The organism is Streptococcus sp. 17.1 (assembly GCF_016648655.1).
Classification (GTDB): domain Bacteria; phylum Bacillota; class Bacilli; order Lactobacillales; family Streptococcaceae; genus Streptococcus; species Streptococcus salivarius_E.
In genome coordinates this window covers 25,724-52,513 of the sequence record NZ_JACLQM010000006.1, presented here as the reverse complement: position 1 = coordinate 52,513, position 26,790 = coordinate 25,724, and the positions used below count along the sequence as shown (strand labels likewise).

At 37.3% G+C, this 26,790-nt stretch carries 26 protein-coding genes; 4 read left to right on the top strand and 22 right to left on the bottom strand.

What is annotated here, in order from left to right; all coding sequences use genetic code 11:
* Nucleotides 1–6: 6 nt before the first annotated feature.
* Complete coding sequence (locus H7T99_RS05110) at nt 7–2,376, bottom strand: YhgE/Pip domain-containing protein (protein WP_037601232.1); 2,370 nt, start codon at nt 2,374–2,376, stop codon at nt 7–9.
* A 128-nt stretch (nt 2,377–2,504) separates the two neighbouring features.
* Between H7T99_RS05110 and H7T99_RS05105 the strand changes: the two genes are divergently transcribed.
* A complete protein-coding gene (locus tag H7T99_RS05105) occupies nt 2,505–3,044 on the top strand; it encodes a TetR/AcrR family transcriptional regulator (RefSeq protein ID WP_037601229.1) in 540 nt (179 codons plus the stop codon).
* 74 nt (nt 3,045–3,118) lie between these two features.
* On the opposite strand, the gene H7T99_RS05100 is transcribed toward H7T99_RS05105, so the two are convergent.
* Nucleotides 3,119–3,481: a DUF1304 domain-containing protein gene (locus H7T99_RS05100; protein ID WP_037601225.1), complete on the bottom strand. Its 363-nt coding sequence runs from the start codon at nt 3,479–3,481 to the stop codon at nt 3,119–3,121.
* A 115-nt stretch (nt 3,482–3,596) separates the two neighbouring features.
* Between H7T99_RS05100 and H7T99_RS05095 the strand changes: the two genes are divergently transcribed.
* Complete coding sequence (locus H7T99_RS05095) at nt 3,597–3,785, top strand: hypothetical protein (protein ID WP_003095232.1); 189 nt, start codon at nt 3,597–3,599, stop codon at nt 3,783–3,785.
* A 210-nt stretch (nt 3,786–3,995) separates the two neighbouring features.
* Here the strand turns inward: H7T99_RS05095 and rpsD are convergent, their stop codons facing one another.
* The 19 genes from rpsD to yfmF form a co-directional block, all read right to left on the bottom strand.
* Nucleotides 3,996–4,607: a 30S ribosomal protein S4 gene (gene rpsD / locus H7T99_RS05090; protein WP_002885833.1), complete on the bottom strand. Its 612-nt coding sequence runs from the start codon at nt 4,605–4,607 to the stop codon at nt 3,996–3,998.
* 197 nt (nt 4,608–4,804) lie between these two features.
* Entirely contained in the window at nt 4,805–5,107 is a 303-nt protein-coding gene (locus H7T99_RS05085) for a Veg family protein (RefSeq protein ID WP_002885699.1), read from the bottom strand.
* Between the two features lie 25 nt (nt 5,108–5,132).
* Nucleotides 5,133–6,494: a replicative DNA helicase gene (dnaB, locus tag H7T99_RS05080; protein ID WP_002892156.1), complete on the bottom strand. Its 1,362-nt coding sequence runs from the start codon at nt 6,492–6,494 to the stop codon at nt 5,133–5,135.
* A gap of 43 nt (nt 6,495–6,537) precedes the next feature.
* Entirely contained in the window at nt 6,538–6,996 is a 459-nt protein-coding gene (gene rplI, locus H7T99_RS05075; RefSeq protein ID WP_002885729.1) for a 50S ribosomal protein L9, read from the bottom strand.
* Between the two features lies 1 nt (nt 6,997).
* On the bottom strand, nt 6,998–8,962 hold the full coding sequence (locus H7T99_RS05070) for a DHH family phosphoesterase (RefSeq protein ID WP_037602376.1): 1,965 nt from the start codon (nt 8,960–8,962) through the stop codon (nt 6,998–7,000).
* A 73-nt stretch (nt 8,963–9,035) separates the two neighbouring features.
* Entirely contained in the window at nt 9,036–10,937 is a 1,902-nt protein-coding gene (gene mnmG, locus H7T99_RS05065) for a tRNA uridine-5-carboxymethylaminomethyl(34) synthesis enzyme MnmG (protein ID WP_037602378.1), read from the bottom strand.
* 8 nt (nt 10,938–10,945) lie between these two features.
* Entirely contained in the window at nt 10,946–11,401 is a 456-nt protein-coding gene (locus H7T99_RS05060) for an NUDIX hydrolase (RefSeq protein ID WP_037602380.1), read from the bottom strand.
* A 142-nt stretch (nt 11,402–11,543) separates the two neighbouring features.
* A complete protein-coding gene (locus H7T99_RS05055) occupies nt 11,544–12,158 on the bottom strand; it encodes a MarC family protein (protein WP_037602382.1) in 615 nt (204 codons plus the stop codon).
* A 19-nt stretch (nt 12,159–12,177) separates the two neighbouring features.
* On the bottom strand, nt 12,178–13,299 hold the full coding sequence (mnmA, locus tag H7T99_RS05050; protein ID WP_037602384.1) for a tRNA 2-thiouridine(34) synthase MnmA: 1,122 nt from the start codon (nt 13,297–13,299) through the stop codon (nt 12,178–12,180).
* A gap of 144 nt (nt 13,300–13,443) precedes the next feature.
* Nucleotides 13,444–15,153, bottom strand: a complete 1,710-nt coding sequence (locus H7T99_RS05045) for a membrane protein (RefSeq protein ID WP_037602387.1) — start codon at nt 15,151–15,153, stop codon at nt 13,444–13,446.
* A gap of 129 nt (nt 15,154–15,282) precedes the next feature.
* Complete coding sequence (locus H7T99_RS05040; protein ID WP_037602389.1) at nt 15,283–15,981, bottom strand: transglycosylase SLT domain-containing protein; 699 nt, start codon at nt 15,979–15,981, stop codon at nt 15,283–15,285.
* A gap of 183 nt (nt 15,982–16,164) precedes the next feature.
* Complete coding sequence (locus tag H7T99_RS05035; protein ID WP_037602391.1) at nt 16,165–16,746, bottom strand: LysM peptidoglycan-binding domain-containing protein; 582 nt, start codon at nt 16,744–16,746, stop codon at nt 16,165–16,167.
* A gap of 300 nt (nt 16,747–17,046) precedes the next feature.
* Nucleotides 17,047–17,841: an energy-coupling factor transporter transmembrane component T family protein gene (locus tag H7T99_RS05030; protein ID WP_037602393.1), complete on the bottom strand. Its 795-nt coding sequence runs from the start codon at nt 17,839–17,841 to the stop codon at nt 17,047–17,049.
* Complete coding sequence (locus H7T99_RS05025; RefSeq protein WP_037602396.1) at nt 17,834–18,676, bottom strand: energy-coupling factor transporter ATPase; 843 nt, start codon at nt 18,674–18,676, stop codon at nt 17,834–17,836. The genes H7T99_RS05030 and H7T99_RS05025 overlap by 8 nt, the downstream gene beginning before the upstream one ends.
* Nucleotides 18,652–19,482, bottom strand: a complete 831-nt coding sequence (locus tag H7T99_RS05020; RefSeq protein ID WP_002892176.1) for an energy-coupling factor ABC transporter ATP-binding protein — start codon at nt 19,480–19,482, stop codon at nt 18,652–18,654. The genes H7T99_RS05025 and H7T99_RS05020 overlap by 25 nt, the downstream gene beginning before the upstream one ends.
* Before the next feature lie 12 nt (nt 19,483–19,494).
* Nucleotides 19,495–20,037 carry a CDP-diacylglycerol--glycerol-3-phosphate 3-phosphatidyltransferase gene (pgsA, locus tag H7T99_RS05015; protein ID WP_037602398.1) on the bottom strand — a complete coding sequence of 181 codons (543 nt, stop codon included), beginning with the start codon at nt 20,035–20,037 and terminating at the stop codon, nt 19,495–19,497.
* Nucleotides 20,038–20,049: 12 nt separating this feature from the next.
* Entirely contained in the window at nt 20,050–20,907 is an 858-nt protein-coding gene (locus H7T99_RS05010) for a helix-turn-helix domain-containing protein (protein WP_037602401.1), read from the bottom strand.
* Nucleotides 20,908–20,965: 58 nt separating this feature from the next.
* Nucleotides 20,966–22,243 carry an EF-P 5-aminopentanol modification-associated protein YfmH gene (gene yfmH / locus H7T99_RS05005; protein WP_037602403.1) on the bottom strand — a complete coding sequence of 426 codons (1,278 nt, stop codon included), beginning with the start codon at nt 22,241–22,243 and terminating at the stop codon, nt 20,966–20,968.
* Nucleotides 22,244–23,494, bottom strand: a complete 1,251-nt coding sequence (gene yfmF / locus H7T99_RS05000) for an EF-P 5-aminopentanol modification-associated protein YfmF (RefSeq protein WP_037602406.1) — start codon at nt 23,492–23,494, stop codon at nt 22,244–22,246.
* A 77-nt stretch (nt 23,495–23,571) separates the two neighbouring features.
* Here yfmF and yaaA point away from each other — a divergent pair, with 77 nt between their 5' ends.
* A complete protein-coding gene (gene yaaA, locus H7T99_RS04995) occupies nt 23,572–23,949 on the top strand; it encodes a S4 domain-containing protein YaaA (protein ID WP_002892188.1) in 378 nt (125 codons plus the stop codon).
* 2 nt (nt 23,950–23,951) lie between these two features.
* Nucleotides 23,952–25,052: a DNA replication/repair protein RecF gene (recF, locus tag H7T99_RS04990; RefSeq protein ID WP_037602407.1), complete on the top strand. Its 1,101-nt coding sequence runs from the start codon at nt 23,952–23,954 to the stop codon at nt 25,050–25,052.
* Between the two features lie 179 nt (nt 25,053–25,231).
* Here the strand turns inward: recF and guaB are convergent, their stop codons facing one another.
* Nucleotides 25,232–26,713, bottom strand: coding sequence for an IMP dehydrogenase (gene guaB / locus H7T99_RS04985; RefSeq protein ID WP_021144763.1), 1,482 nt, complete (start codon nt 26,711–26,713; stop codon nt 25,232–25,234).
* Between the last annotated feature and the right edge of the window lie 77 nt (nt 26,714–26,790).

The window sequence follows — 26,790 nt, the reverse complement described above, 5'->3', positions numbered from 1 at the left end:
TTTAGTTTATTCATTTTCAGACTTTGGTCTATAAATAATAATACCTACAACTACAAAAATAAGTAAGAAAATGAATAACATACGTACTTGATCTGAGATCTGTCCTGTCATTGAAATAGTTTGACGAAGACCTGATACGGAGTAGGACATTGGTAAGAATGGTTGGACGACCTTAAAGAACTTAGGACTAAGTTCAATTGGATAAGTCCCTGCACTAGAACCTAGCTGCAAAAGGAGCATAATCATAGAAGCAAATGCACCATATCTATCATCCCAACCCACAAGGGCTGTAACGAGCGCCATTAAAGTCCATGCTGCAAGGAGAATCATACCAAATGTAGCTAATGGATGATTTGGTTCAACTCCCACAAATCGAATGGCAATATAAAGGGCAATTGCAGACATAGTCGTAATGATACCATTGATAAAGAACTTATTCTTAGCCCAATCAAAACGGCTCGTAAAGTTTCTTCCCGTCAAGCTCTTAGCAAAGATAACATTAGTTGAAAGAGCGACAACCATAAGAGAAACAGAAATCATATATGGAGCCATCCCCACACCATTAGTGTCAACCTTATCCTTATCAGTTTTCTTCTCTTTAAGCGGAGCACTAACCATTTTTGCATTGTCTGAGTTTACAGAAACAAGAGATAATTGCTGATTAGCCTTATTTAATGAATCAGACAATGTAGAAAGGTTAGTTGACAAACTTGTCAATCCATTTGTTAAGGTATTTCCGCCCGTTGCTAATTGTTGAGCACCTGTATTGAGAGCACTTGTACCACTCTGAAGAGTAGCAAAACCAGTCATTAAACCACTACTGTTAGCATCTAGAGTTTGAGCACCACTGGCAATCGTTGACACTGCACCAGTATAAGTTGACAAACCAGTTGAAAGTGCACTTGCACCTGTTGCTAGAGTATTTTGAGCGGTTGATACACCTGAAGCCACTTGAGTTGCTCCTGGTGATAATTGATTGACAAGTACTGAATTGACATTAGCAATATTAGCTTGCATTGATGATACCGTTGATGAAGCTACAGGGAGAAGAGCATTCGCCGAACTTGCAATGCCTGAAATAGACGTTTGTAGAGAAGCCAAACTACCTGAATCTCCGCTACTAGTTGTTGTCGTACCTGTCAAGCTAGATAAAGCAGTTGACATACTTGACACATCAGATGCAATAGTTGAAGCATAACTACTAGCTGTAGAGCCTGCATTACTAATTGCCGATGTAATCTCCGCTTGTTGATCTGCCGTCAAGCTTTGATAAGCAGCTGTTCCTTGTACCGCAGCCAAATCATTTGCTTTATCAGTTGCACTAGCTGTAGCTATAGAGCTAGCTGCAGAAGAAATATTTGAAAGATAAGTCGCTATTGAACTTGTATCTACTGATGTTGTTGATGTTCCACTTGGTAATGATGTGTTACTTACCGCTGTATTAAGATTTTGAATTGCTGTATTTAAATCAGTTAAATTAGTTGATAGGGTTGACAACTGTGCTTGCTGTTCTTCAGATAAACTTGTTGCTGTAGCCATTTGACTGAGCGCTGTTGACAACGAATCTGCACCTGTAACTAAGGTATTCATGGCCTCTGCTCCTGATACAAATTGACCTGCAGCAGAATTAACAGCCTCAGAGTTCGCATTTAACTGTGACAAAGCGCCTGACAAAGTTGACACACCTGAAGTATAGGCAGACGCGCCTGAACTCAAGGTATCAACACCTGTAGCCAATGTTTGTGTAGATCCAGCAAGAGTTCCTAAGCCATTTGATAAGGTCTGACTCCCTGACTGAAGTGCGCCTGCACCTGCATATAATTGACTAGCCCCATTCGCTGCAGTTCCCATACCACCCTGAAGTTGAGACATACTCCTAAAGACAGCTCCAACATAAGTTGATGTAATATTTTTAGAAACAGTATCCTTCAACTTAGACATGGCAGAATCGCTCATTTTTGAAGAAACGAAGCTATGTCCTGCTGTTGTTTGATAAGAAATTTCCATTTTCTTAGGATCATTTGTCAAAAGACTTGCTGCATTACTTGAGAGGTTTTCTGGAAAAGTGATTACCATATAGTAATCACCATCCTCAATTCCTTTTTGGGCTTCATTTTCAGTCACAAAGTGATAGTCTAGATTTTTGTTTTTAGACATATTGTCTACCATATCATGACCAATATTCAGAGTCTTATTCTGGAAACTAGCACTCTTATCTTTGTTCACTACTGCCACTGGTAAGTGTTTGACATTACCATAAGGATTCCACATAGAAGACAAAAAGATTAGATTATATAAAGCGGGTATCAATGAGACACCAATAATAGTTATCCAGAGCTTTGGACTTTTAAGAAGCGCCTTTAATTCTGCTAACATATTTCTCCTTTTTAGACATTGTGTTTATTTTTATGATATAATCAATTATAAACTCATTTACATGAAAATCAATGTTAAACAATTAGTTTTTGGACACATAGTCTAAAAGTGTATAAAAGGAGATTTGTATGTCAAAAGATCAAAGGCGAGCTCAAACTAAAAAAGCTCTTTTAGATGCTTTAGTAATATGCTTAAAAAACCAAGATTTCAATGATATTACTACCATTCGTCTGGTTCAAACAGCTGGGATTAGCCGTTCGAGTTTTTATACCCACTACAAAGATAAGTATGAAATGATTGATAGTTATCAGAAAGAGCTTTTCCATAAACTAGAGTATATCTTCGATAAATACGAAGGAAAGAAGGAGGGAGCCTTCCTCGAAATCTTTGAATTTCTTACTCGTGAAAAACTCCTGTCAGCTCTATTGTCTACCAATGGATCAAAAGAAATTCAAGATTTTCTAATACATAAACTTCAGCGTATGATAGCTGAGGACTTCATTGTCCCTAGTGCTGAAGAAAGATCTCTAAAAGGATTTGAGAAAGACTATGCCAGTATTTATTTTGCGCACGCTATTTTTGGTGCTTGTCAAGCCTGGATAAATAAAGGAAAAAAAGAATCACCCCGAGAAATGACAGATTTTCTTCTACGATTTATTCCACAATAAAACAACTTCAAAAGCATAAAAAGCTGCAAACCATTTCAACAGTTAAAGCAGCTTTTTCTTTTACAATAAAATCCTTAAAATAAGGAAATGATAAGTGAAAGTAAGGTCAAGATTGCGGGTCCACCTTGCGTTAAAATAATTTTCTTATTTGCAGTTATAGCACCATAAATAGCAGCAAAGAAAACATTGAGTACAAAAACAGTTACAAGTAGCTGACTACTTGTGAAAATCCCATACAAGAGGAATACCGCAATCAAACCATTGTAAATCCCTTGATTTTTAAATAAGTGTGTAACAGAATCACGTTGAAGTTCTTCTTTACTCATATTGAAAACACGACTAGTCGTGTCTGAATGTGTCGCAAAAGTTTCCAAATACATAATATAGAGATGCTCCAAAGCAACAATCCCAGCTAAGATTAGTGTAATAATAGACATAGTAGCCTCCTTCTTAAATAACTTTGAGAGTATATCAAAAGTAAACTTTTAAAACAATATATTTACTTCATACAATTTGAAATATGGTAAAATAAAGAATGAAAGAGAGGTTCTTATGACAAAGACAGAAGTAATCCAACGTCTCCAAAAAGATTTGGGAATTCCTAGATTTCAGGCTTATATAGAGGATAAAGATTACTCCGAAGAGGAGTACGACCAACTAAAAAAAGATTTTGAAAGCTACTTCACCAACTACGTTTCAAACGTTTCAGCAGATTTTGAAGGCGGATTGGATAATAAATAATTTATACCTCAAAATCATCTATCATCATGTTACGAATCCCTTAGTCACTTTTATCAGACTAGGGGGCTTTTTAATATTCGAAAACAAAAAGCCGTCTCATTCTATGAAATAGCTTTAGGGAACTTGTAACTGAACAAACCTAGAAATCAATGATTTAAGACAAACAAAAAAGCCCATAATAACGGGCTTTTTGCAAAATGAATTTTAAAATTAAAGCATTTTGTTGTAGAATTCAACGACAAGTGCTTCGTTGATTTCTGGGTTGATTTCATCACGTTCTGGAAGACGTGTCAATGAACCTTCAAGTTTTTCAGCATCGAATGATACAAATGCTGGACGTCCGATAGTAGCTTCTACTGCTTCAAGGATAGCAGGAACTTTAGCTGATTTTTCACGAACTGAGATTACTTGACCAACTTCAACGCGGTATGAAGGGATATCAACACGTTTACCGTCAACAAGGATGTGACCGTGGTTTACGAATTGGCGTGCTTGACGACGAGTAGTTGCAAGACCAAGACGGTAAACAACGTTGTCAAGACGACGTTCCAAAAGAACCATAAAGTTGAAACCAAGTGTTCCACCTTTAACTTTAGTAGCTTGTACGAACAAGTTACGGAATTGTTTTTCACCCAAACCGTATGAGAAACGAAGTTTTTGTTTCTCAGCCAATTGCAAACCGTATTCTGAAAGTTTTGAACGGTTGTTTGGACCGTGTTGACCTGGTACGTAGTTACGACGTGCCAATTCTTTACCTGTGCCTGTAAGTGAGAAACCAAGGCGACGTGATTGTTTCCATGATGGACCTGTATAACGTGACATTAATAATGTCCTCCTATAAAAAATATTTTTAGGAAATAACGTTTTAGATAAACCTGATTCGTTCAGAAAGACTTCGCCCAAACAGCAAAGGTTACTTTTCTAGCCGACTTCCTGTTGACGAGCTTCATTTTATCCTGCTATTATTTCACATACCTAAATATTTTACCACGAAAAAAAGCCCAAGTAAAGGCTTTTTCTTATTTATTTTCGATTTCAGCTTGTTCCTCAGGACTCAAATAACGAATGAGAGTCTTCTCAGTCAAAATATCTGAATAAGTGTAAGATTCAACATAACTATTATTAATAGCTCCTGCTTGGGAACTGAAGTCTTGATATTCAACAATAAACAATGATGGATAAACTTCTGTCAATCGACCAATTTTATTCTTTTCACGTTTACGCCCATTCTCTAGGGTCAATTCTACTAGCTGACCTTCATGTGACTTAATAGCTTCCTTGATGTTTTTCATCTTAGCAACATCTGCAAATGCATCACTCATATATATATCTCCTTAAATCTGAAAATTATGATTCCTCAAACTGAGCAATCGATGAAAATTTATTGTATTCTTTTTGGAATAGTAACTTGACTGTTCCACGCGCACCAGCACGATTTTTTTCTAGGATAACTTCGATGGTATTATCTTCAATCGCATTTTCTGGTTCTTCACCCTCTTTTCGGTAGTAATCATCACGATACAAGAAGGCGACAATATCGGCATCCTGCTCGATAGATCCTGACTCACGGATATCAGATAAGACTGGACGTTTGTCCTGACGTTGTTCAACCCCACGAGATAACTGACTCAAGGCAATTACAGGAACTTTGAGCTCCTTGGCCAGGATTTTTAACTGTCTTGAAATATCTGAAACCTCTTGTTGACGATTTTCTGGTCGCGTACCTGTAATCAACTGCAAGTAGTCAATCACAATAAGACCAAGACCACCCTCTACTTCTTGTGACAATTTACGGGACCGTGCACGAATCTCAGTAATCTTTATACCAGGGGTATCATCTATGTAAATCGGTGCCTCAGCCAGTGCTCCTTGAGCAATCATAACATTATTCCAATCTTGCTCTGTCAATTGACCTGTACGTAAAGCATGAGAATCAATCATCCCTTCAGCTGCCAACATACGATCAACCAAGCTTTCTGCACCCATCTCTAATGAAAAGACTGCAACAGCTTTATTTTGCTTGGTGCCAACATTCTGAGCAATGTTCAACACAAAGGCTGTTTTACCAACTGCGGGGCGAGCTGCTAAAATAATTAATTGATCAGGGTGTAAACCTGTTGTAATCTTGTCAAGGTCACGGAAACCTGTTGGTAATCCTGTAACATCTGATGTTTGCTGGGAACGCATCTCCAAGGTATTAAAATTAACGTCAAGAACTTCAGATATTTTGCGGAAACCACTACGATTACTATGCTCTGAAACATCAACCAAGGCTTTCTCAGCATTCGCAATAATTTCATCAGATTCCGTTGCGCCCTCATATGCTTGGTTGACAGTCTCTGTCAGCCTATTTATAATACGTCGAAGCATGGCTTTCTCAGCCACAATCTTAGCATAGTACTCAGCATTTGCGGATGTTGGGACACTATTGACCAAATCTACAAGATAAGAAATACCCCCTATATTTTGGAGGTCATCTTGGTCATCTAAAATGGTACGTACTGTCGTGGCATCAATGGCATCATTTCGATCCGACAGCGTTACCATTGCTTTAAAAATGACACGATGGGAATACTTGTAAAAGTCGTCTGCTTCGATAAATTCTCGAACTGTAATCAACTTTTCTGGGTTAATGAGAATAGCCCCTAGAACAGACTGTTCCGCTACTAAATCATGAGGTTGTACTCGTAATTCTTGAGCCTCTGCCACAATTATTCCCTCCTTTACAAGATTTACTTATAGTGTCAACGAATTACTCAGCACTATTTTTGATGTTAAGTTTAATTTGTGCGCTAACTTCTTTATGAAGCTTTACAGGAACCTCAATCAGACCAATCGCACGAATAGGATGTTCAAGTTCAATATGACGTTTATCAACTTTTATACCAAATTGTTTTTGAAGTCCTTCTGCAATCTTTTTGGCTGTAATTGAACCAAAAGTACGTCCGTCTGGTCCGACCTTCTCAGTAAATTGAAGACGATTTTCTTCTTTTTCAAGTTGCTCTTTAACTTGCTTCGCTTCAGCCAACAACTCTGCTGCATGTTTTTCTTCAGATTTTTGCTTGCCTTTCAACTCACCGATAGCTTGGTTTGTCGCTTCCTTAGCAAGATTCTTTTTAATCAAGAAGTTTTGAGCATAACCTGATGGTACTTCTTTAATTTCGCCTTTTTTACCTTTACCTTTAACGTCTTGTAAGAAAATAACTTTCATTTTAGTCCTCCTTGGGAGCCAACTCTCCCATAATAGTTTCAATCAATTTATTTTTTGCTTGAGCAACACTACAGTCTCGCAATTGGCAGGCAGCTAAGTTAAAATGGCCACCACCACCCATTTTCTCCATAATACGTTGTACATTAATCGTTTTATGACTTCGAGCAGAGATATTCACAGTAGAATCGCTTGTCCTAGCGACAACAAAAGTTGCTTCAATACCTGCCATGGCAAGCATCGTATCTGCTGCCTTAGAAATCACAACATTATTATAACATTTAGGATTATCACCTGAGGCAACAATGATATCATCTGTAATACGTTCACCTGAGAGAATTAGCTCATTGATACGTCGATACTCTTCAAAATCAGTAGCAGAGATTGTTTGGATTTCTCCACTGTCACTTCCTAAACTACGTAGATAAGAGGCGACATCAAAGGTTCTACTAGTCACACGAGTTGAGAAATTTTTAGTATCTAGCATGATACCTGCCATAAGGATAGAGGCTTGGATTTTACTCAAACGTTCTGGGGCACCTTGGAATTGCAACAACTCCGTAACCAATTCACAGGCTGAGCTTGCCCCACTTTCAATAAAGGTCAAAACAGCATTTTCAGGAAAATCGTCATCTCGACGGTGATGATCTACCACAATAACTTCATTAAATCGATCATAAAAATCCTTAGACAAAGTTAAATTGATTTTAGAATGGTCAACCATAATTAGTAATGACTGTTGGTTGACTAACTCTTCAGCCTCTGAAAGTGTAACAAGAGGTGATTGACCATCTTCTTTTAAGCGTTCGACCGCACGCTCAATATCTGCATTCATAGCCGTATCATCGTAAACAGCATAGCTTTTTCGAACAATTTGACTAGCAAAATGAGCCATACCGACAGTGGCCCCTAGGGCATCCATATCGAGATTCTTATGTCCGACAACAAACACTTTTTCGACTGTTTTCAACTTATCTGAGATTGCAGTCATCATAGCCCTTGTTCTTGTACGAGAACGTTTTACTGTTGAGACAGAACCTCCTCCAAAATAAAGAAGTTCCTTGTGATCATCGTTTTCCTTGACAACAGCTTGATCTCCACCGCGAACTAGTGCGATGTTCAGATTCTGCAAGGCAACCTGACCGATTTGATCATGCTTAAGCGTGCCGAACGAAATTCCCATGCTCAAAGTCAGTGGTAAACCACGCTCTTGAGCCTGCTGACGAAAGTCATCCAAGACAGAAAACTTTTGATACATGAATTCTGTCAAGACACTGTAATTGGTGAAGAAGTAAAAACGATCGCCTTCAATACGTCGATAATGAATATGCTTAGCCTTAGCAAACTCAGAAATAAACCCTGCCACGAATGTGTTGATTTTTGAAACATCGGCATCGGGTAAACTTCCTGTCACATCGTCGTAGTTATCAACTGAAATAATCCCGATAACAGGACGAGTCATATTTGGATCAGCATTTTCATCTTGATCATAAACATTGTCAATAAAATATGTCAACTTATTGTCAAAATCCACAAAAGCGGCATATTTATTGTCACCAACGGTTATCACATTCGAAGGCGAACCTTTTCGTTTCTGGGAAATAAAATCCGCAATCAACTGTTTATTGAAATTTCCATTTTCATCCGAAAGTACTAGCTTCGCATAGGGGTTGAACCATTCAATATGATCGTTCTCATCAAAAGTAATAACCCCAACAGGCATCTTTCCGAGAAGGGTCTTCAAAGAATCTTCAACATCCTGATTCAGTTCATCTAATTGCTCTATTTCTAAGGACTCATATGTTGTCTTTTGGTAATGCAATAAGGCAACAACTACTACCATAATAATAAAAAGCGCAAAAATGAGGGCAGACTCCGATTTTAGTACGCGAACAAAAATAGTAGCAATTCCAAAAAGAATTAACCCAATCATTATAAGATGAATCGTTGCAAAGTGAAATCTTTTCATATAAAACCTCTTAATCTAACAATTATAACATAAAAAAGCCTTAATTAAAAGGCTTTTAAACGTGTTACCACCGTTAATCTACTTTTCTGCGGGCCTTATTATTGCCTTCAAGATAAACCATCAGAATTGAGATATCTGCTGGATTGACCCCTGAAATACGACTCGCTTGACCAATGGTCTCAGGATTGATTTTCTCAAATTTTTGACGAGCTTCAGTAGCAATAGAATCAATAGCATCCCAATCAATATTTTTGGGAATCCTCTTTTCTTCCATACGCTTCATCTTAGCTACTTGATCCAAAGCTTTATTGATATAACCTTCGTACTTGATTTCAGTCTCAAGCAACTCTATAATCTTAGCGTCCAAATTTTCTGCAGCTGGACCCACAAACTGAGTAGCTGTGGCGTAATCAATCTCTGGTCTACGCATAAACTCTTTAGCTGTCATGGCATCTGTCAATGGCTTAAAGCCTAGAGCTTGAATTTTCTCATTCGTTTCTTTAATTGGTTTTAATTTTTCTTTTGACAAACGTGTCAACTCGCTGTCAAACTGATTTTTCTTAATTTCAAAGATATTCCAACGTTCATCGTCAACCAAACCAACTTCTCGACCAATAGGTGTCAAGCGCATGTCAGCATTATCATGACGTAATATGAGACGATACTCTGCGCGTGATGTCAATAAACGATATGGCTCCAAGGTTCCTTTCGTGACAAGATCGTCAATCATTACACCAATATAGGCATCACTACGTTTGAGAATAAGCTCAGGTTTACCTTGGACTTTCAGAGCTGCATTGATACCAGCAACTAGACCTTGACCTGCTGCTTCCTCGTATCCAGAAGTTCCGTTGGTCTGTCCTGCTGTAAAGAGACCTGAAATTAACTTCGTTTCAAGTGTTGCACGTAATTGATGAGGGAGCACGATATCATATTCAATCGCATAACCAGTTCGCATCATCTCTGCCTTCTCGAGACCTTTAATTGAGTGAATCAACTCTTTTTGAACATCTTCTGGAAGACTAGTTGACAGGCCTTGCACATAGACTTCTTCAGTCTCTCTTCCTTCAGGTTCAAGGAAAAGTTGATGGCGATTCTTATCGGCAAATCGGACAATTTTATCTTCGATTGATGGACAATAACGAGGTCCTACACCCTTGACAATACCTGAAAACATTGGTGCACGGTGTAAATTATTATTGATAATATCGTGGCTCTCTTGATTCGTATAAGTTAGCCAACAAGGTATTTGATCCTGAAGATAATCTTCACCTTTCGACAAGAATGAAAAATGATTTGGTTTTTCATCACCTGGTTGAATTTCAGTTTCTTCGTAATTAATTGATGATGCCTTAACACGAGGAGGGGTACCCGTTTTAAATCTTCCTATTTCAAGGCCAAGATCCCTCAAGTTATCTGCCAATGTAACAGATGCAAGGCTATTATTAGGACCTGAAGAATATTTGAGCTCACCTAGGATAATTTCACCACGCAAAGCCGTTCCTGTTGTTACAATAACCGCTTTTGCTCCGTATTTTTGATTTGTGGCTGTTCTGACACCAACTACCTTACCATCTTCAACAAGAATTTCATCAACCATTGACTGACGGAGAGTTAAGTTTTCCTGACGCTCAACTGTATGCTTCATCGTCATAGCATACAAGGCTTTATCTGCTTGTGCACGTAAAGCTCTGACAGCAGGTCCCTTACCAGTATTCAACATTTTCATTTGAATATAAGTTTTATCAATATTTTTACCCATCTCTCCGCCGAGGGCATCAATCTCACGGACAACAATACCCTTGGCCGATCCTCCAATAGAAGGATTACATGGCATAAATGCCAGCATCTCTAGGTTAATAGTCGCTAATAAAACCTTACATCCCATGCGGGCTGCAGCTAGGGAGGCTTCTACACCAGCGTGACCAGCTCCGATTACAATAATATCGTACTCTTCTATAAAATTATAAGTCATTTTTTCTCCTACTCTTTAAGATGAATGTGTCGCAATTGTCCGTCCCATTCTGGTAAGGCGGCTTTTAGAAATGCCGGTTTCAGATTAACAGTATGTAGGTCATCTAAAGCAAGCCACCGGCAAGGTAATGGCTTCGCCTCTTCTTGCATGGTTAAAGGGGCATCTTCTAGCAAGTCCACTAAATAATGGAACTCGATATTATGATAATGGACCCCAGTTTGTTCAAAGCGATTTTCAACAATGAAAGCTAACTGAACAGCTCTAGATGCGACACCAAGTTCTTCTCTTACTTCTCGAACCACAGCATCTTCAGTAGCTTCATCCACTTGAATAGCACCTCCAATTGTATAAAAACTGTCCTCATCTTCTACGACTAACAAGCGATTGTCTTTTACAATCAAAGCAGTCGCTCTCACACCAAAAACAGTGGAATCAATTTTCGTCCGAAAATCCTGATGTTGCATTTTTTCCTCCCTTAAAACGACACAAAAATAGTCAAAACTCGCAAGAAGTACAGGGCAAAAAACCTGCAACATCCATGAGCTTTGACCATCATGACTATTGTTAAAGTTATTTTATCAAATCAAATCGTTTTGTCAATGCAAATCACTGTTTGATCAAGGTCTGCACACTGACGATAATCATCTGTATTCCTATCGAGAATAGTAAAAGTCCCATCATTTTCGTTATAATTTTCATCAAATTTTTTCCCAAGAAGCCTGCAATTTGTTTTGCACTTCTTAGTAGGAGATAAGTGATTACACATAGTATAGCAAAAGCAACTACGGTTATTAGTTGATTCCGCAAACCTCCATTAGCCAAGCTTAAGGCAGTTGTAATTGTTCCTGGTCCTGCAAAAAGCGGCATTGCAAGAGGAGAAATAGCAATAGACATTGGATCTGAATTTACTGCTTGCTGCTCCATTCCTTTATAGCTAGGTGAATGATTACCATTAATCATATGATAACCGATAACGGCCACTAATATTCCACCAGCAATTCTGAAAGAAACAATTGTAATTCCAAATACTTTAAAAATGAAATCTCCTGAAAAGATAAAAACAGTTACAATAACAAAGGCAATCAAAAGACTCCTAAAAGCAATTTTTCGTGAAATTTTTTGGCTATCATCTGCTACTAAAGCCATGTAAGCAGGAAGATTTGAAATTGGATTCATTATAGCGAAAAATGCCATAAATGCAAAAAACAATTGTGAACTCATCGTTATTACTTAACTCCAGTTAGATATACTGACAAACTTTTCCGTCTTTATACGCTTGGTCAATAATACCGCCGCCCAAACATTCCTGACCATCATAGAAAACAACAGCTTGACCAGGTGTAATAGCACGCTGAGGTTCAGCAAAAACAACCTCTGCTTTATCCCCCTTAACCTTTACAGTAACTTTACTATCAGGTTGACGATAACGGAATTTTGCTGTGCATTCCATTTCAAATTCTTCTGGCATATCTCGAGTAAAGTGAATCATTGAAGCGTCAAGTGAAGTTGACATCAACGACTCATGGTGGAAACCTTGACCCACGTAAAGAATATTTTTAGAAAGATCTTTCCCTACTACAAACCAAGGAGCATTATCGCCACCTTTTTGACCACCAATACCCATACCCCCACGTTGACCAATGGTGTAATACATGAGTCCGTTATGTTCCCCCATATCACGACCATCGACAGTCATCATACGACCTTTTTGAGCTGGCAAGTATTGGCTAAGAAACTCTTTAAAGTTTTTCTCACCAATAAAACAAATTCCTGTCGAATCTTTTTTCTTGGCTGTTGCAAGACCTGCACGTTCAGCAATCTCACGAACTTCTGGCTTTTGTAGATGTCCTAAGGGAAACATCGTTTTCTGCAACTGCTCTTGTGAAAGTTGACTAAGGAAGTAGGTTTGATCTTTATTATTATCTGCACCACGCAACATATGGACAATGCCGTCTTCATCGCGAACAACTTGAGCGTAATGTCCTGTAGCCACATAATCTGCTCCCAATGTCATCGCATAATCTAAGAATGCCTTAAACTTGATTTCCTTATTACACATAACGTCTGGATTAGGGGTACGGCCTGCACGGTACTCTGCTAAGAAATACTCAAATACACGATCCCAGTACTCTTTTTCAAAGTTGACAGAGTAATAGGGGATACCAATCTGATCAGCTACTGCTGCTACATCTTTATAATCTTCGGTTGCTGTACACACACCAAACTCATCTGTGTCATCCCAGTTTTTCATGAAAACACCGATTACATCATAACCTTGCTCTTTTAAAAGTAAGGCTGTCACTGATGAATCAACGCCACCACTCATACCGACAACAACACGTGTTTTTGAATTATCAGTCATAGATAACTCCTCCCATCAAATAAAAATTAACATAGACTTGAAGGGTCTAGTTATTCAAATATCGATTTGAAGGTCGATTTTGAAGCGTAAAAGCACGCAAGCTTAATTATATCATGATTAAAGAATAATGCAAAAAGGTTACCACTAGGCAACCTTTTTTATACTTATTTTTGTGTAAAGCCACTGTAAACCTATTACTCCCAGAACTATTATTGGAATCACTAACGCTACAAATAACCATTCTGGCTCCTGATAACTTAACACAAGTTTATTCTGCCCTTTTTGCGATGAAACGGTCGGTGTCCCAATCGTTGACAAGCTATAGTCATCCTTGTCTAGTTCTTTACCATTTAGCGTCAAGATAGAATCTTTATAGACAACTATTGGTAGATTCAGTTTCTCACCTTCAGCAGCTTGCCAAGTTAATACAAGATAACCATCTTCGAGTATCTTCTCTGCCTTCCGATTCGTAACGATATTTTTATAATAAAGATCATAAGTATTCTGCTCACCTATTTTCCCATAAATCGGTACGTAATCTGGTGTGGGTTTGACAACTAAATTTAAAAACTGTGACAAGTCACTGTCATTCATGGTAAGACTTATCGTCTGGTAATCTCCTTCAACGTAAGTATGTTTAACAATGGAAATAAGTTCACCATCTTGTGCCGCAGTTTTTACAAGATCGGTAGTATCCATCATATTCTGAATAAGACCAACGCCCGCAAAGGCAAAGAGTAAAACAGCAATACTTTTTCGCCAGTTTACAAATCGCGTGACCGTTAACCCTGTAATTGCTAAAAGTAAAATAGTCGCAGGAACAAAAAATCTAAATGGAAATTGAATCAATTCAGCAAATGTATTTCCATTTTCTACTAGATACTGCCATGGAAAAAGACCTGTCGATAAGAAGAAAAAGATAAAATAAATAAAATGCAGTATTTTTTTCCATTTAGCAAATTTCTTCCAATTCAAAACAGCGTAAATAAACTGTAAAATGAGTAACACCATTAAGGAAATTGGGGTATATAGCCAGTATCTTGCCGTTCCATCTATCCCATTCTTACCTATTTCTCTATTTATAAATGGATCTAAAAGGTGATTAGTCCCTCTCAAATATAGAAGTACTAACCAGACATTGACAGTCAGTAAGAGGAACAGAATGACTGCTATAACGACTTGCACGAAGGTTTCCTTTTTCTTTGCGATAGGAGACTTTACAAAAGTGTAAAGATAAAAAGGAAGATACATCATCACTAGCATCAAAGCACTAAGTACGTGAACCTGAAAAATCAACGCCATAGATAAGGCAAGTCTAATTGGTTCTACTTTTTGATAAAAGACATAGTGAATTGCTGGAATAAAACAAAAAGGTAGTAAAGCTGCTCCCCAACTAGAGAACCCCTGACGCATCGTCCAGTATTGAATAGAGAATGTTGTCGCATAGAGTAAACCTAGTGACATGGCAATTGTTGTCTTAACTTTACACTGCTTGAGCAAAGCATACATTGAGGACTCAGACAGTATATGTAGTAATACCCTTGACACAATCTGATAACGAAACCAAGTGCCACTTATTAAAACAAGCCCTCCTTGTAAATAGGCAAAAAAAGGACCGTAAAGAGCATTGACAATGCGGCCTGACTGTTGGAATCCATATAAAGATAAAAAGTAAGAAAGGTTACCATTTTTTAGTTGCATAGCAGCTTCATAGAATCTGTTATAGTGAAAGATGGAATCTGAACCTAAAATGACTTTTCTTGTAAATAGTTGTGGTGTAACCAATAACACAGCAAAAGCTATAATAATAAGAGAAACCCACAACTTTTCTCTTGATTTAAAAATTTGTTTCATTGCTATACCTTTCATTCCTATTATAACAAAAAGGCCATACCCTACCTAATAATAACAAAAAGCTCTATAAAACATATTACCCACATCCAAATTAAAAAGCTGAGAGTATGCTCCCAACTTCTATTAATATTAGTAATTCCAAGCTGACAAACCTTGTGCGTTATAGGCATTCAAGGCTGATTGAATTTGATCCTCAACCGTTGCAGTAGAGCCCCATCCAGGCATTGTCTGAAAAAGACCTGATGCACCTGAACCATTTGCTGCAGTATGGTCACCATTTGACTCACGCGCAATAATTGACTCCCAAGTTGACTGAGGAACACCAGTAGCAGCTGCCATCTGTGCCGCTGCATAAGAACCAACTTCTCCTGCAGTGTTACCATTTGAGAGAGCAACTGACCCACTACCACTTGCAGCAACCGAAGGAGCTGTTACAGTATTTTGAGTCGACGTAGTATCAGTACTCGTTGTAGTAGTGCTTGTAGTAGCAGTATCTGACTGAGACTTTTCAGCTGCTTCTACCGCTTCTCCTGTTGTTTCTGACTGAGGCTTACTTTCTTCAACCTTTTCTTTATTAGCCTTATTATCTTTACTTGAGCTAATTTCTGTTGATTTCACTAAATCTGCTGTCGATTCTGACGTTGTTGATGCTGTTGAAGGCGCTGGAGTAACAGAATCTGAAAATGCATTAACCAACCCTTTATTAATTAGTGTAGACAGTGATACTGCCAAAATAACAATAAAACTTGTTACAATTGCTACTGGTACCGCCAATGATTTCTTCGCTGCAAATTTAATACGGCGTCCCTTATAACTTTTTTTAAACATAAATCCCTCCTAGTTAATTCTAGTTACATTCATCATAACTTAGTAATATTACTGCCGATTATTTGTATTATGTCTAATGTTACAATGATTTATCATTTTAATAAAAAAATGCCAAAAATCTGGCATTTTTCCCTTATTTGTATGAGGTTTTACTAGTTTTCCTCATAAGTCAGTAATAATGATTTAGTACCAACCATTAGCATTCCAGAAAGCAAGAGCTGCAGTCCATGAACCATAACGGCTTGCTACATAATTATCTGCTACTTTCTCTTGATTTTCAGGAGACAAGTCTCCATTCAAATATGATGATGCTAATTGGTAACGTCCATAATATTGCCCATTTTGAGCTGTATAGCTACCGCTTGACTCACGTTGTGCAATTTCTTCTTTGGCAGCTGCCTCTGAAGAAGAAAGATTTGTACTGGTTGCTTGAGTATCTTCACTTTGTGTAGACTCTGTTGATTGTGCTGATTGCGTTGATTCAGCAGTTGCTTCTGTTGTAACTGAAGGTTCTGTAGTTTCTTCAGTAGTTTCATTAATTGTTAAGTTTTGACCAATAGAAATCTTATTGGCATCTTGAATACCGTTTTTTGAAACGATTTCATCTACAGTCGTACCATTCTTCTTAGCAATAGCTGAAAGGGTATCACCTTTTTGAACTGTGTAAGTTTCTGCATTAGCTAAGGCTGTTGCTCCAAGTGTTGCTACTGTAACAAGTCCAAAAAGACCTAATTTTTTAGTGTTAGATGTATTCTTTTTTTGCATGATGATGCTCCTTTATCTATTTATAGTCCAATTCATATTAGTCAAAGATATTAAGTTATTTTTTTGTTTATGACTAATAGGTAAATCAACGGGCTTATTCTATATAGGGATTTTTCAATCCAGATTAAGCTGAAGAACTATAACCATGTATCTATGATACCTTGGAAATATAACATCCCCTTGTTAGGGATATTAAAAATATTACAAGTAGGTTGGGATTAGACGAAAAAAGAACACCTACGTGGGCGTCCATCTAAAACTTCTAGGTCTTAAGACCTAGTTTTTATTTATCTCAACGAATTAACTCTTAAGATAAAAAAGCATTAATCCTAAAGCTAAAATAGCAATAATTGATAAGGTATCTCGACCATTCCATGAAAGTCGACGATATTTTGTTCGTCCTTCACCACCTTGATAGCCTCGTGCTTCCATAGCAATCGCCAGAGCATCTGCTCGTTTAAAGCTTGATGCAAACAAAGGAATTAAAATAGGTATTATTGACCGTACCTTCTGAATAATATTTCCTTCACCAAAGTCAACACCACGCGCCTTTTGAGCATTCATAATACGAGTCGTATCATCCATCAAAGTTGGTACAAAACGTAGACTCAAAGATAGCATTAAACCAATTTCATGTGCTGGTACTTTGAAAACAGTAAGAGGTTTCAAAAGTGATTCAACTGCATCAGATAAACTTAAAGGTGTTGTCGTTAGAGTAAGTAGGGTGGAAAAACTAATAATGAGGATAAATCTAAGGAATATCATCCAACCTTGATTTAAACCGACTTCTGTAATCTTAAAAAAGCCGATAGACCAAAGCACACTCCCTTTTGTATTGAAGAAAACTTGAAATAGGGTAGAAAATAAAATAATCCAAATCATCGGTTTAATTCCACCTAAAAAGAAACCAAGTTTTATTTTAGACAAGAAAACCAAGAAAAGTGTAAATAAAGTTATTACAGCATAAGTTAAGGGATTATTAGCCCAAAAGATAATAACAATATAAATCAGCATGGCTAATAATTTACTTCTAGGATCTAATCGGTGTATAAAAGAGTCCCCAACAATATAACGTCCAATAATTAACTTATCCATGCGACACCACCTCTACGAATTCCTCGATTGTAATAGGGAGAGTTTCAAATCGATAACCTTTTTCTTGTAGCTGTAGTGCAAACTCTGTAATTTTAGGAACACCTAATTGCTTTTCTTTAAGAAAAGTAACCTTTTGAAAAACATCTTTAGGAGCTCCCGAAAATACCAGTTGCCCTTTTTCCATAACATTCACAGCTGTCGCATAATCGGCAACATCATCCATCAAGTGAGTGACTAAAACAATCGTCATTCCAGAAAGATGTAACTCCTTAAAGAGAGACATCAATTCCTTCCGTCCCTGTGGGTCTAGACCGGCAGTCGGTTCATCCAGCACTAGAATATCTGGTTGCATAGCTAGAATCCCTGCAATGGCAACACGTCGCATTTGCCCTCCTGATAAATCAAAAGGATTCTGTCCATGAAATTCTTCCGGGAGTCCAACTAATTTTAGACTTTCAATAGCACGTTGTTCTGCTTCTTCCTTAGAAACTCCGAAATTTTGAGGTCCAAAGGCAACATCTTCTAAAACAGTCTCTGCAAATAACTGACTTTCTGGAAATTGAAAAACTAAACCTACTTTCTTACGAATTGGTTTTATGTCCTTGTTCTTTGATTGACTGGTTATAATCGTATCATCAACTTGAACCTGACCACTAGTTGGTATATAGAGACCATTTAAGAGCTGCATAATAGTAGATTTACCACTTCCTGTATGTCCAATAAAGGCTGTATATGAACCATCTTTTATCGTCGTTGTCAATTCAAAAAGGGCACGCCCCTCAAAAGGAGTACCCGCTTGATAGATATAACTTACATTTTCGAGAGAGATTCCCATAATTGTTCTACCAATTCCTTTTCTGTCAGATAGTCTTCACACTCTATCAGACCTTTATTTCTTAGCTTTTGAGTTAATAATGCACTAAAAGGGATATCCAAACCTAAGTCAACCAACTCTGTGCCTCTACTAAATAGTTCACGAGGACTTGAAACAGACTCCACTTTACCTTTTTTCAAAACCAAAACACGGTCACTCAAAGCGACCTCATCGAGATCATGAGTAATTGATAAAACAGTCATTCCGTATTCTTTACGAATAGCTTTAATAGATTGAATCAATTCCTGGCGACCTTCTGGGTCCAGCATGCTAGTTGCCTCATCCAAAATCAAAATTGATGGTCTCATAGCTACAATACCTGCGATAGCCACACGTTGTTTTTGACCTCCAGATAATCTAGCTGGCTCTCTATCCTTAAATTCTGACATTCCTACAAATTCCAGAGCCTCTTGAACTCTTGAAGCCATTTCTTCATAGGGAACACCTTTATTTTCAAGACCAAAAGCAACATCGTCTTCAACAGTTGCCCCAACAAATTGATTATCTGGATTTTGAAAGACCATGCCAATCTTATCACGAATATCCCAGACATTCTCTTCTGTTAATTCTTGACCATCAACGATAATCTGCCCAGACTCTGCCACTAATAGTCCGTCAATAAGACGCGCTGTCGTGGATTTTCCAGAACCATTATGCCCTACAATGGATAGCCACTCCCCACGTTTCACGTGAAACGATACATCATCAAGAATATAGGATGGTTGATCTTGATGATATTTAAATTTTAAATTTTTTATTTCAATCATTTGTTTATCGTACTACTTGAAAGTATCCTTAAATAAGAAACCTGCACCTTTGAAATAATCATAGCCTGAGTAAATTGTAAAGAACAAAGCGATATAAAGCATAATTGTTCCAATAAAATGCAAATGACACAATAATAGAATGATAGATAACATCTGAGTCACTGTCTTAATCTTACCAGGCATAGCTGCAGCGAGAACTGTACCACCGTTTTCCACTAATAAAAGACGAAGACCTGTGACTGCAAGCTCACGACAGATAATAACTGAAACTACCCAGGATGGCGCTTGATTAATACCTACTAGCATAATAAAAGCTGACATTACCAACATTTTATCCGCTAATGGATCTGCAAATTTCCCGAAATTAGTAACAACATGCCATTTTCGTGCCAAATAGCCATCCAAATAATCTGTAATACTGGCAATAGCAAAGACAACCGCCGCAGCAATATGCATGACATTACTTGACGCAAGTGATGTCATCAGTAAAAAGATAGGAATCAAAACAATTCTAGCAAGTGTCAATAAATTAGGTAAATTTTCTTTTTTAAACATTTCTTCTCGATTCTATTGGATTCTTAATGTGAGGTAGCTAGGTGTATTTTTATCTAATTGAGATAAATCAAGTGACTCCCCATTTACCTTTAGAGTTACTTTTGAAGATTGAGCAATAATAATTTGAGTTGGTTTCGTTTTATCAGAAAAATCTAAAGAGTATTTTGAATTTTTCGTTTTTGAAAGGAGGTAACTCTCTGAAGTATCTGAGTTATCTACTGAAAACCATGTGTCATCACTATTTTTTGATAACTCCACATCTAAAACTACTGAAGAATTTACATTGGAGAAATCAACCATTAGTTGATTTCCTTGAGTTGTCGTTGTTACATTTGCCCCTGAAACGGTAACCTCAGAAATGCTTCGTGACGATTTAGCCTTACTAGCCGTTGATAGATGATTAACTGTAGAGATAGTATTCGGTTTTATCACCTGAGGTTGATTAGAAATATGTCTAATAATAATATAACCTACTGAACAAATGATAAGTAACGAAACCGCACTAAGAATTAGTAAAGGTAGATAGTTAGACTTTCTTTTTTCTTCACGTTTATGCTTTAAAAAGCGTGACATAGGAGCTTTGGTAGCTAAGCTTTCTTCCTTACGTTCAACTGTTTTCTTTTCTTTTTTTAGTTTTTGCTCGTTCTGTCTCTGCTCCTCAAACAGACGCTTTCCATCTAAACCAACCGAAGTGGCATACTTTTCAAGCGCTTCTTGCTGAATGTCCTCTGGCAAAGCTTTAAGTTGATCCATTTCCATAGCCAGAAGAAACTGAGCTTCTACTCCAGAAATTTTTTCTACATCATATAAACTTAATTCTTTCTTTATACGTGCTGCACGTAATTGCTCACCTAGAGAGTGTAACTTCATTTTTCCCCTTTCTAATATTCTTCTTTGTTTTCGTGTCTCTATTATAGCAAATAATCACTTATTTAGGGAAGACAACAAAATCGGTAATCTCTATATTTGAGAGATAATGATTCAAAAAATCCTTCAAATCCTTGGAAGTAATGCTCATCAGTTCCTGACCAAAATCAAAGTATGTTTTATCATTCTCAAAATAAGCTAAATACTGACTTCCTAAATTCTGGATATTGTCTAGACTACGTAAAAATTCACCATACAAAGCTTTCTTTTGCAAATCCAATGCCTCATCCGTCAACAGTCTTTTTTTATCTGCCGACGTCATCACTTGACGAATTAAGCTTGACATACGGATAGGTTCTGCAGTGTCCATAGTCATAATGACAAATGAATATCGATTAGATACCTCGTATTCAATTGACACAGACTCATCTATTTTTCCTTCAGCATACCAATTTTGATAATAAGGAGACGTCCAGCCAAACAGTAAATTAAACAATAACTGTACCAGTATGTTTTCTCTCATACGATTATCAGTAAAAGGAACACTCTTAAAACCAATGGCTAGCTTTGAGATGAAAATCTCCATTTGAAGACTATCTAATTTTTGGATATCTGACTCAATAGGGTTCTTTTCTTTTTCAACTATTCTCTCAGGTAGTGTAAACTCGCTTTGTTTTTCCTTGACAAAAGTGTAAATATCTTCAACATCAAAATCACCTACCAAGACGAGATGACAGTTTGCTGGTCTGTAAAAGCAGTCAAAGTTATCTTTCAAATCCTTTACAGTAATTTTTTCAATGCTATCAACACTTCCAGCAATGTCTTGCCCTAATATAGTATTAGGATACAAACTTTGCAAACAACCCAGATATACTCTATAATCAGGATCATCCTGATACATATTTATTTCTTGTTCAATAATTCTTTTTTCATGGTTGACAGCATCTTCGGAACTTGTAAACTTTGAAGTAAACTTTAATAAAACTTCTAAAGACTCCTCAAAGTGGTCAAGGGTAGAGAAATAATATGTTGTCTTCTCTAAGGTTGTAAAAGCATTGACATCAGCTCCAAGCTTGACAAAATCCAATGTCACATCCCTTCCCTGCTCATCCTCAAATAGCTTGTGTTCCAGAAAATGAGCAATACCTGCAGGATAAGATTGTAACTCACCATCAATATAAAAGTGATTATCTAGCGCCCCAAAATTCGTTGACAGAAAGGCGGCTTTTTCTAAAAATCCTTTTTTCTTAATAATTGATAAAGACATACCATTATCTAAAATTGCTGAATAAACTTCTTCATCAATTTTTTGATAATAACGTTTCTTCAAAGCAGCCATCTAAGACACTCCTTCTAAAAAGAACAAACTCTGTAGCTTAACTTGACGCGCTACACGACAAACATCTTTTTTAGTAACCTTCTCAATCTCATCTAACCAATTCTCTAATGAAAGACTTTTATCGCCAAAAATCACCTTATTAAAACGTTGTTCCACCAATGTTAAGGTATGATCTTCAGAGAGTAGGGCATTCATTCGTATGATTTTTTTGGTTTGATTCAGGAGAGAACTTGAAAAACGTCCTAATTTAATGTAATTCAATTCTCTACTAATTCCTCGCATAGCCTGATTTCTATTAGATTTTTCAATTCCAGCGTAAACTTCTAGTAAACCTGTAAAGACATCAAATTGACTACTAATTGAATAAGCCAATCCTTCCTTTTCTCGAAGCGTTGTAAATAAAGCAGAGTGGGCAAATTCACCAAACATGGCATTGAATACAATTAAAGCAAAGTAATCTTTATCTCCATATTGACATGAAAATTGGTACCCTAATTGTAGAATAGATTGACTACTCTGCCTAGGTTCTATCTTTTCTTTCACCACATTGACATAAGGTTGACTATAGCTAAACTGTAAATCAACTTGACGTCCCTCCAAAGGAAAACGATGTAAACCTTGGAGTACTTGATAATCATCAAATTCTCCAACCATAAAGATATCAATACGATCTCTTGTCAACATACTTTGAAATTCTTGATAAGTTGTAAACGAAGTCTCGGCTTCAACAAGTTCTGCTTGACCATATTTGGGAACTTTCAAGCCCTCATTTACAAAATAAAGCTCTCTTCCCTTAACTTCACTGTAATAGTAATTATTCTCTGTGTCAACATCAAGGTAGGTCTTTAAATTTTGTTTCTCTATATCAAATACTTTATTTTGGTATTGAGCTACTCTTGACAGTGGCTTGTAAAGACACTCTTTCAAAAATCCTAGAACTTCCCAAAATAATCCATTATTCGTAGGGATAAAGGCATCTTTCAGGTACGTCAACTCTATGTCAACACTATGTGTCAACCCTTTAGTTAACACTCTAGTTGACAACTGTGTTCCATAAAGAGAAGCTAATCTCTCTTTAAAAGACTGTACTGTTGGATACGTCTGATTGGCTGTAGCCAACATTTGTGAAACCAGAGCTCGTTTAGCAATTGTTTGTTTATTCAAAGAACCTGTCATTCGAAAAACAATACGATTAGTTTTATATTTTTGTGTTGGAATGAAGTGTACATAGACACCATCAGCAATTTTCATTGATAACCTCTAAAAAGTTTATGCTTCCAATTATACCATTTTTATGCTATCTTATCTCAAGAGAAAGTTGAGGTACTATGGAATATAAATTATTTGATGAATACATCACACTGCAGGCACTTTTAAAAGAATTAAGTATCATTCATAGTGGCGGAGCTATTAAAGGTTTTTTAGCTAACAATACCGTTTTATTCAATGGTGAGGATGAAAAACGTCGTGGAAAAAAACTTCGTTATGGGGATGTTATTACTATTCCGTCTGAGGAACTTGAAATAACGATTATAGCTCCTACAACAAATGAAATTGAAGAGCATCAAAAAGAAGTCGCTGAAAAAGCACGTGTTGCTGCCATTGTAAAAAAAATGAATCAGGATAATAAAAAGAAACAAAAGGCACATCCGTCAAAAGAAGGCAATAAAACTAAACGAAAACCCGTTCGTTTCCCAGGAACCTAACTATGTGGCTCGAAAATATTGATATTCAACACTTTAGAAATTATACTGAAGCCTCTGTGAGCTTCTCAACTCATCTCAATATTTTTCTTGGTCGCAATGCTCAAGGAAAAACAAATATTCTTGAGGCCATCTATTTTCTAGCATTGACACGTAGTCATCGGACCCGTTCAGATAAGGAACTGATTCAATTTCAGCAAAATACTCTCAAACTGAATGGCATCGTGCATCGTCATAGTGGAAAGCTACCTCTGGAAATCAGTTTATCTAATAAAGGCCGCATAACAAAGGTCAACCACCTCAAACAAGCTAAATTATCCGATTATATCGGTCACATGACAGTGGTACTCTTTGCTCCTGAGGATTTACAACTTGTAAAGGGATCTCCAAGCCTAAGACGTAAATTTATAGATATTGATTTAGGACAGATTAAGCCTGTTTACCTTTCAGACCTATCAAGTTATAATCATGTACTCAAGCAACGTAATGCCTATCTCAAATCTACTGACAATGTAGACATTAATTTTCTCTCAGTGTTAGATGAACAGCTTTCCGATTTTGGAGCACGCGTTATCGAACATAGACTAGAATTTATCAAGCAATTAGAGGAAGAGGCAGATAGACATCATAGTAATCTCTCAAATCAGATAGAGCGCCTTAAAATCTCCTACGAATCTAATATCCCATTCGGGAATAACAAAGTTATTCGTGAATCATTTTTAACCACGTTAAAGCAAAATCACAAAAGGGATATCTTCAAAAAGAACACTGGTGTTGGTCCACATAGGGATGATTTGACATTTTACATTAATGACATGAACGCATCTTTCGGCAGTCAGGGGCAACAACGTAGTCTCATTCTTTCTTTAAAAATGGCTGAGATTGCTCTGATAAAAAAAGTAACAGGTGAATTTCCAATTCTTCTCCTCGATGATGTCATGAGTGAGCTTGACAATCACCGTCAACTCAAACTGTTAGAAAGTATTGACGAAGAGGTTCAAACCTTCATGACGACAACTTCACTTGATCATCTGAGTAACCTACCACCCGATTTAAAGACCTTCTTAGTCAAGAATGGTATTATTTGTGAAAAACAAGTCGATTAAGCGACTTGTTTTTCTGTTTTCTGTGCTTTACATATATGACAAGTGATGTTAAAAAGTGTAAACAAAAACTCACCCAAACCCTTTGTTAACAATTTTGTTTGTGTAAACACATTGTAAACCTACTGTAAAAATCAATGTAAAGAAAAAGTACTTACCTGAAGTAAGTACTTTTATGTTTTTTAATGAGCTGAGTAGTTAGGTGCCTCGTTTGTAATTTGAACATCGTGAGGGTGACTTTCAATAAGTCCTGCACCTGACATTTCAACAAACTGAGCTTTATCATGTAAAGCCTGGATATCTTCTGCACCTGTATAACCCATACCTGCACGGATACCGCCAATCAATTGGAATACGATATCAGCAGCAGAACCTTTATAAGCTACACGGCCTTCAATTCCTTCTGGAACAAGTTTATTCGCTTCATTAACTGCACCTTGGAAGTAACGATCGCTTGATCCTTTCTTCATCGCTGCAATTGATCCCATACCACGGTAAGATTTGTATTTACGACCTTGGAAAATCTCAGTTTCACCTGGTGCTTCATCAGTACCAGCAAACATAGAACCAAGCATTACAGCATTACCACCTGCTGCAAGAGCTTTTACAATATCACCTGAGTATTTGATACCGCCATCAGCAATGATTGTTTTTCCGTATTCACGCGCAACACTAGCTGCATCGTAAATAGCAGTGACTTGAGGAACACCTACACCCGCAACCACACGTGTTGTACAAATAGAACCTGGTCCGATACCTACTTTAACAACATCGACACCTGCTTCATAAAGTGCACGCGCACCTTCAGCTGTTGCGATATTTCCTGCAATCAAAGTACGGTCTGGGAAGTGGGCACGAATTTCAGCAATTTTACGAAGAACACCTGCTGAATGACCATGTGCAGTATCAATGACAATAGCATCTGCGCCTGCTTCAAAGAGAGCTTCTGCACGTTCAAAGGTATCAGAAGTAACACCTACAGCACCTGCTACCAAAAGACGACCGAACTCATCCTTAGCTGCATTAGGAAACTCGATAACTTTTTCGATATCCTTAATAGTAATAAGTCCTGACAAACGACCTTCTTCATCAACTAGAGGTAGCTTTTCAATACGATGCTCATGAAGAATACTTTCAGCCGTTTCAAGATCTGTTTCAACTGGAGCAGTGACCAATTTCTCAGAAGTCATGTGTTCTGAAATTGGAGTATCGTAATTAGAGATAAAACGCATATCACGGTTTGTGATAATACCAACCAATTTACGATTTTCAAGTGTCTCAACAATCGGAACCCCTGAGATACGATAACGTTGCATCAACTCTTCAGCTTCAGCAACTTTATTTTCAGGCGTTAGGAAGAATGGATCAATGATGACACCATTTTCAGAGCGCTTTACTTTTCGAACTTCTTCAGCTTGTTCCGCAATAGACATGTTTTTGTGAATGACACCCAAACCACCTGCACGAGCAATTGAGATAGCCATCTTACTATCTGTGACCGTATCCATGGCTGCAGTGATAATTGGGATATTTAATGTCAAATTTTTAGCCAATTTCGTCTTCAAGTTGACGTTGTTTGGTAGAACATGACTTTCCGCAGGAATAAGCAATACGTCATCAAAAGTGTAACCTTTTTTCAAGAATTTAGTGTCCCAATTTGACATTATAATCGTCCTCTTTTCTCAAAGTTTTGAGGTACAAAAACCCCAGCCTATTTTTTAATTGTTAATATCATATCATG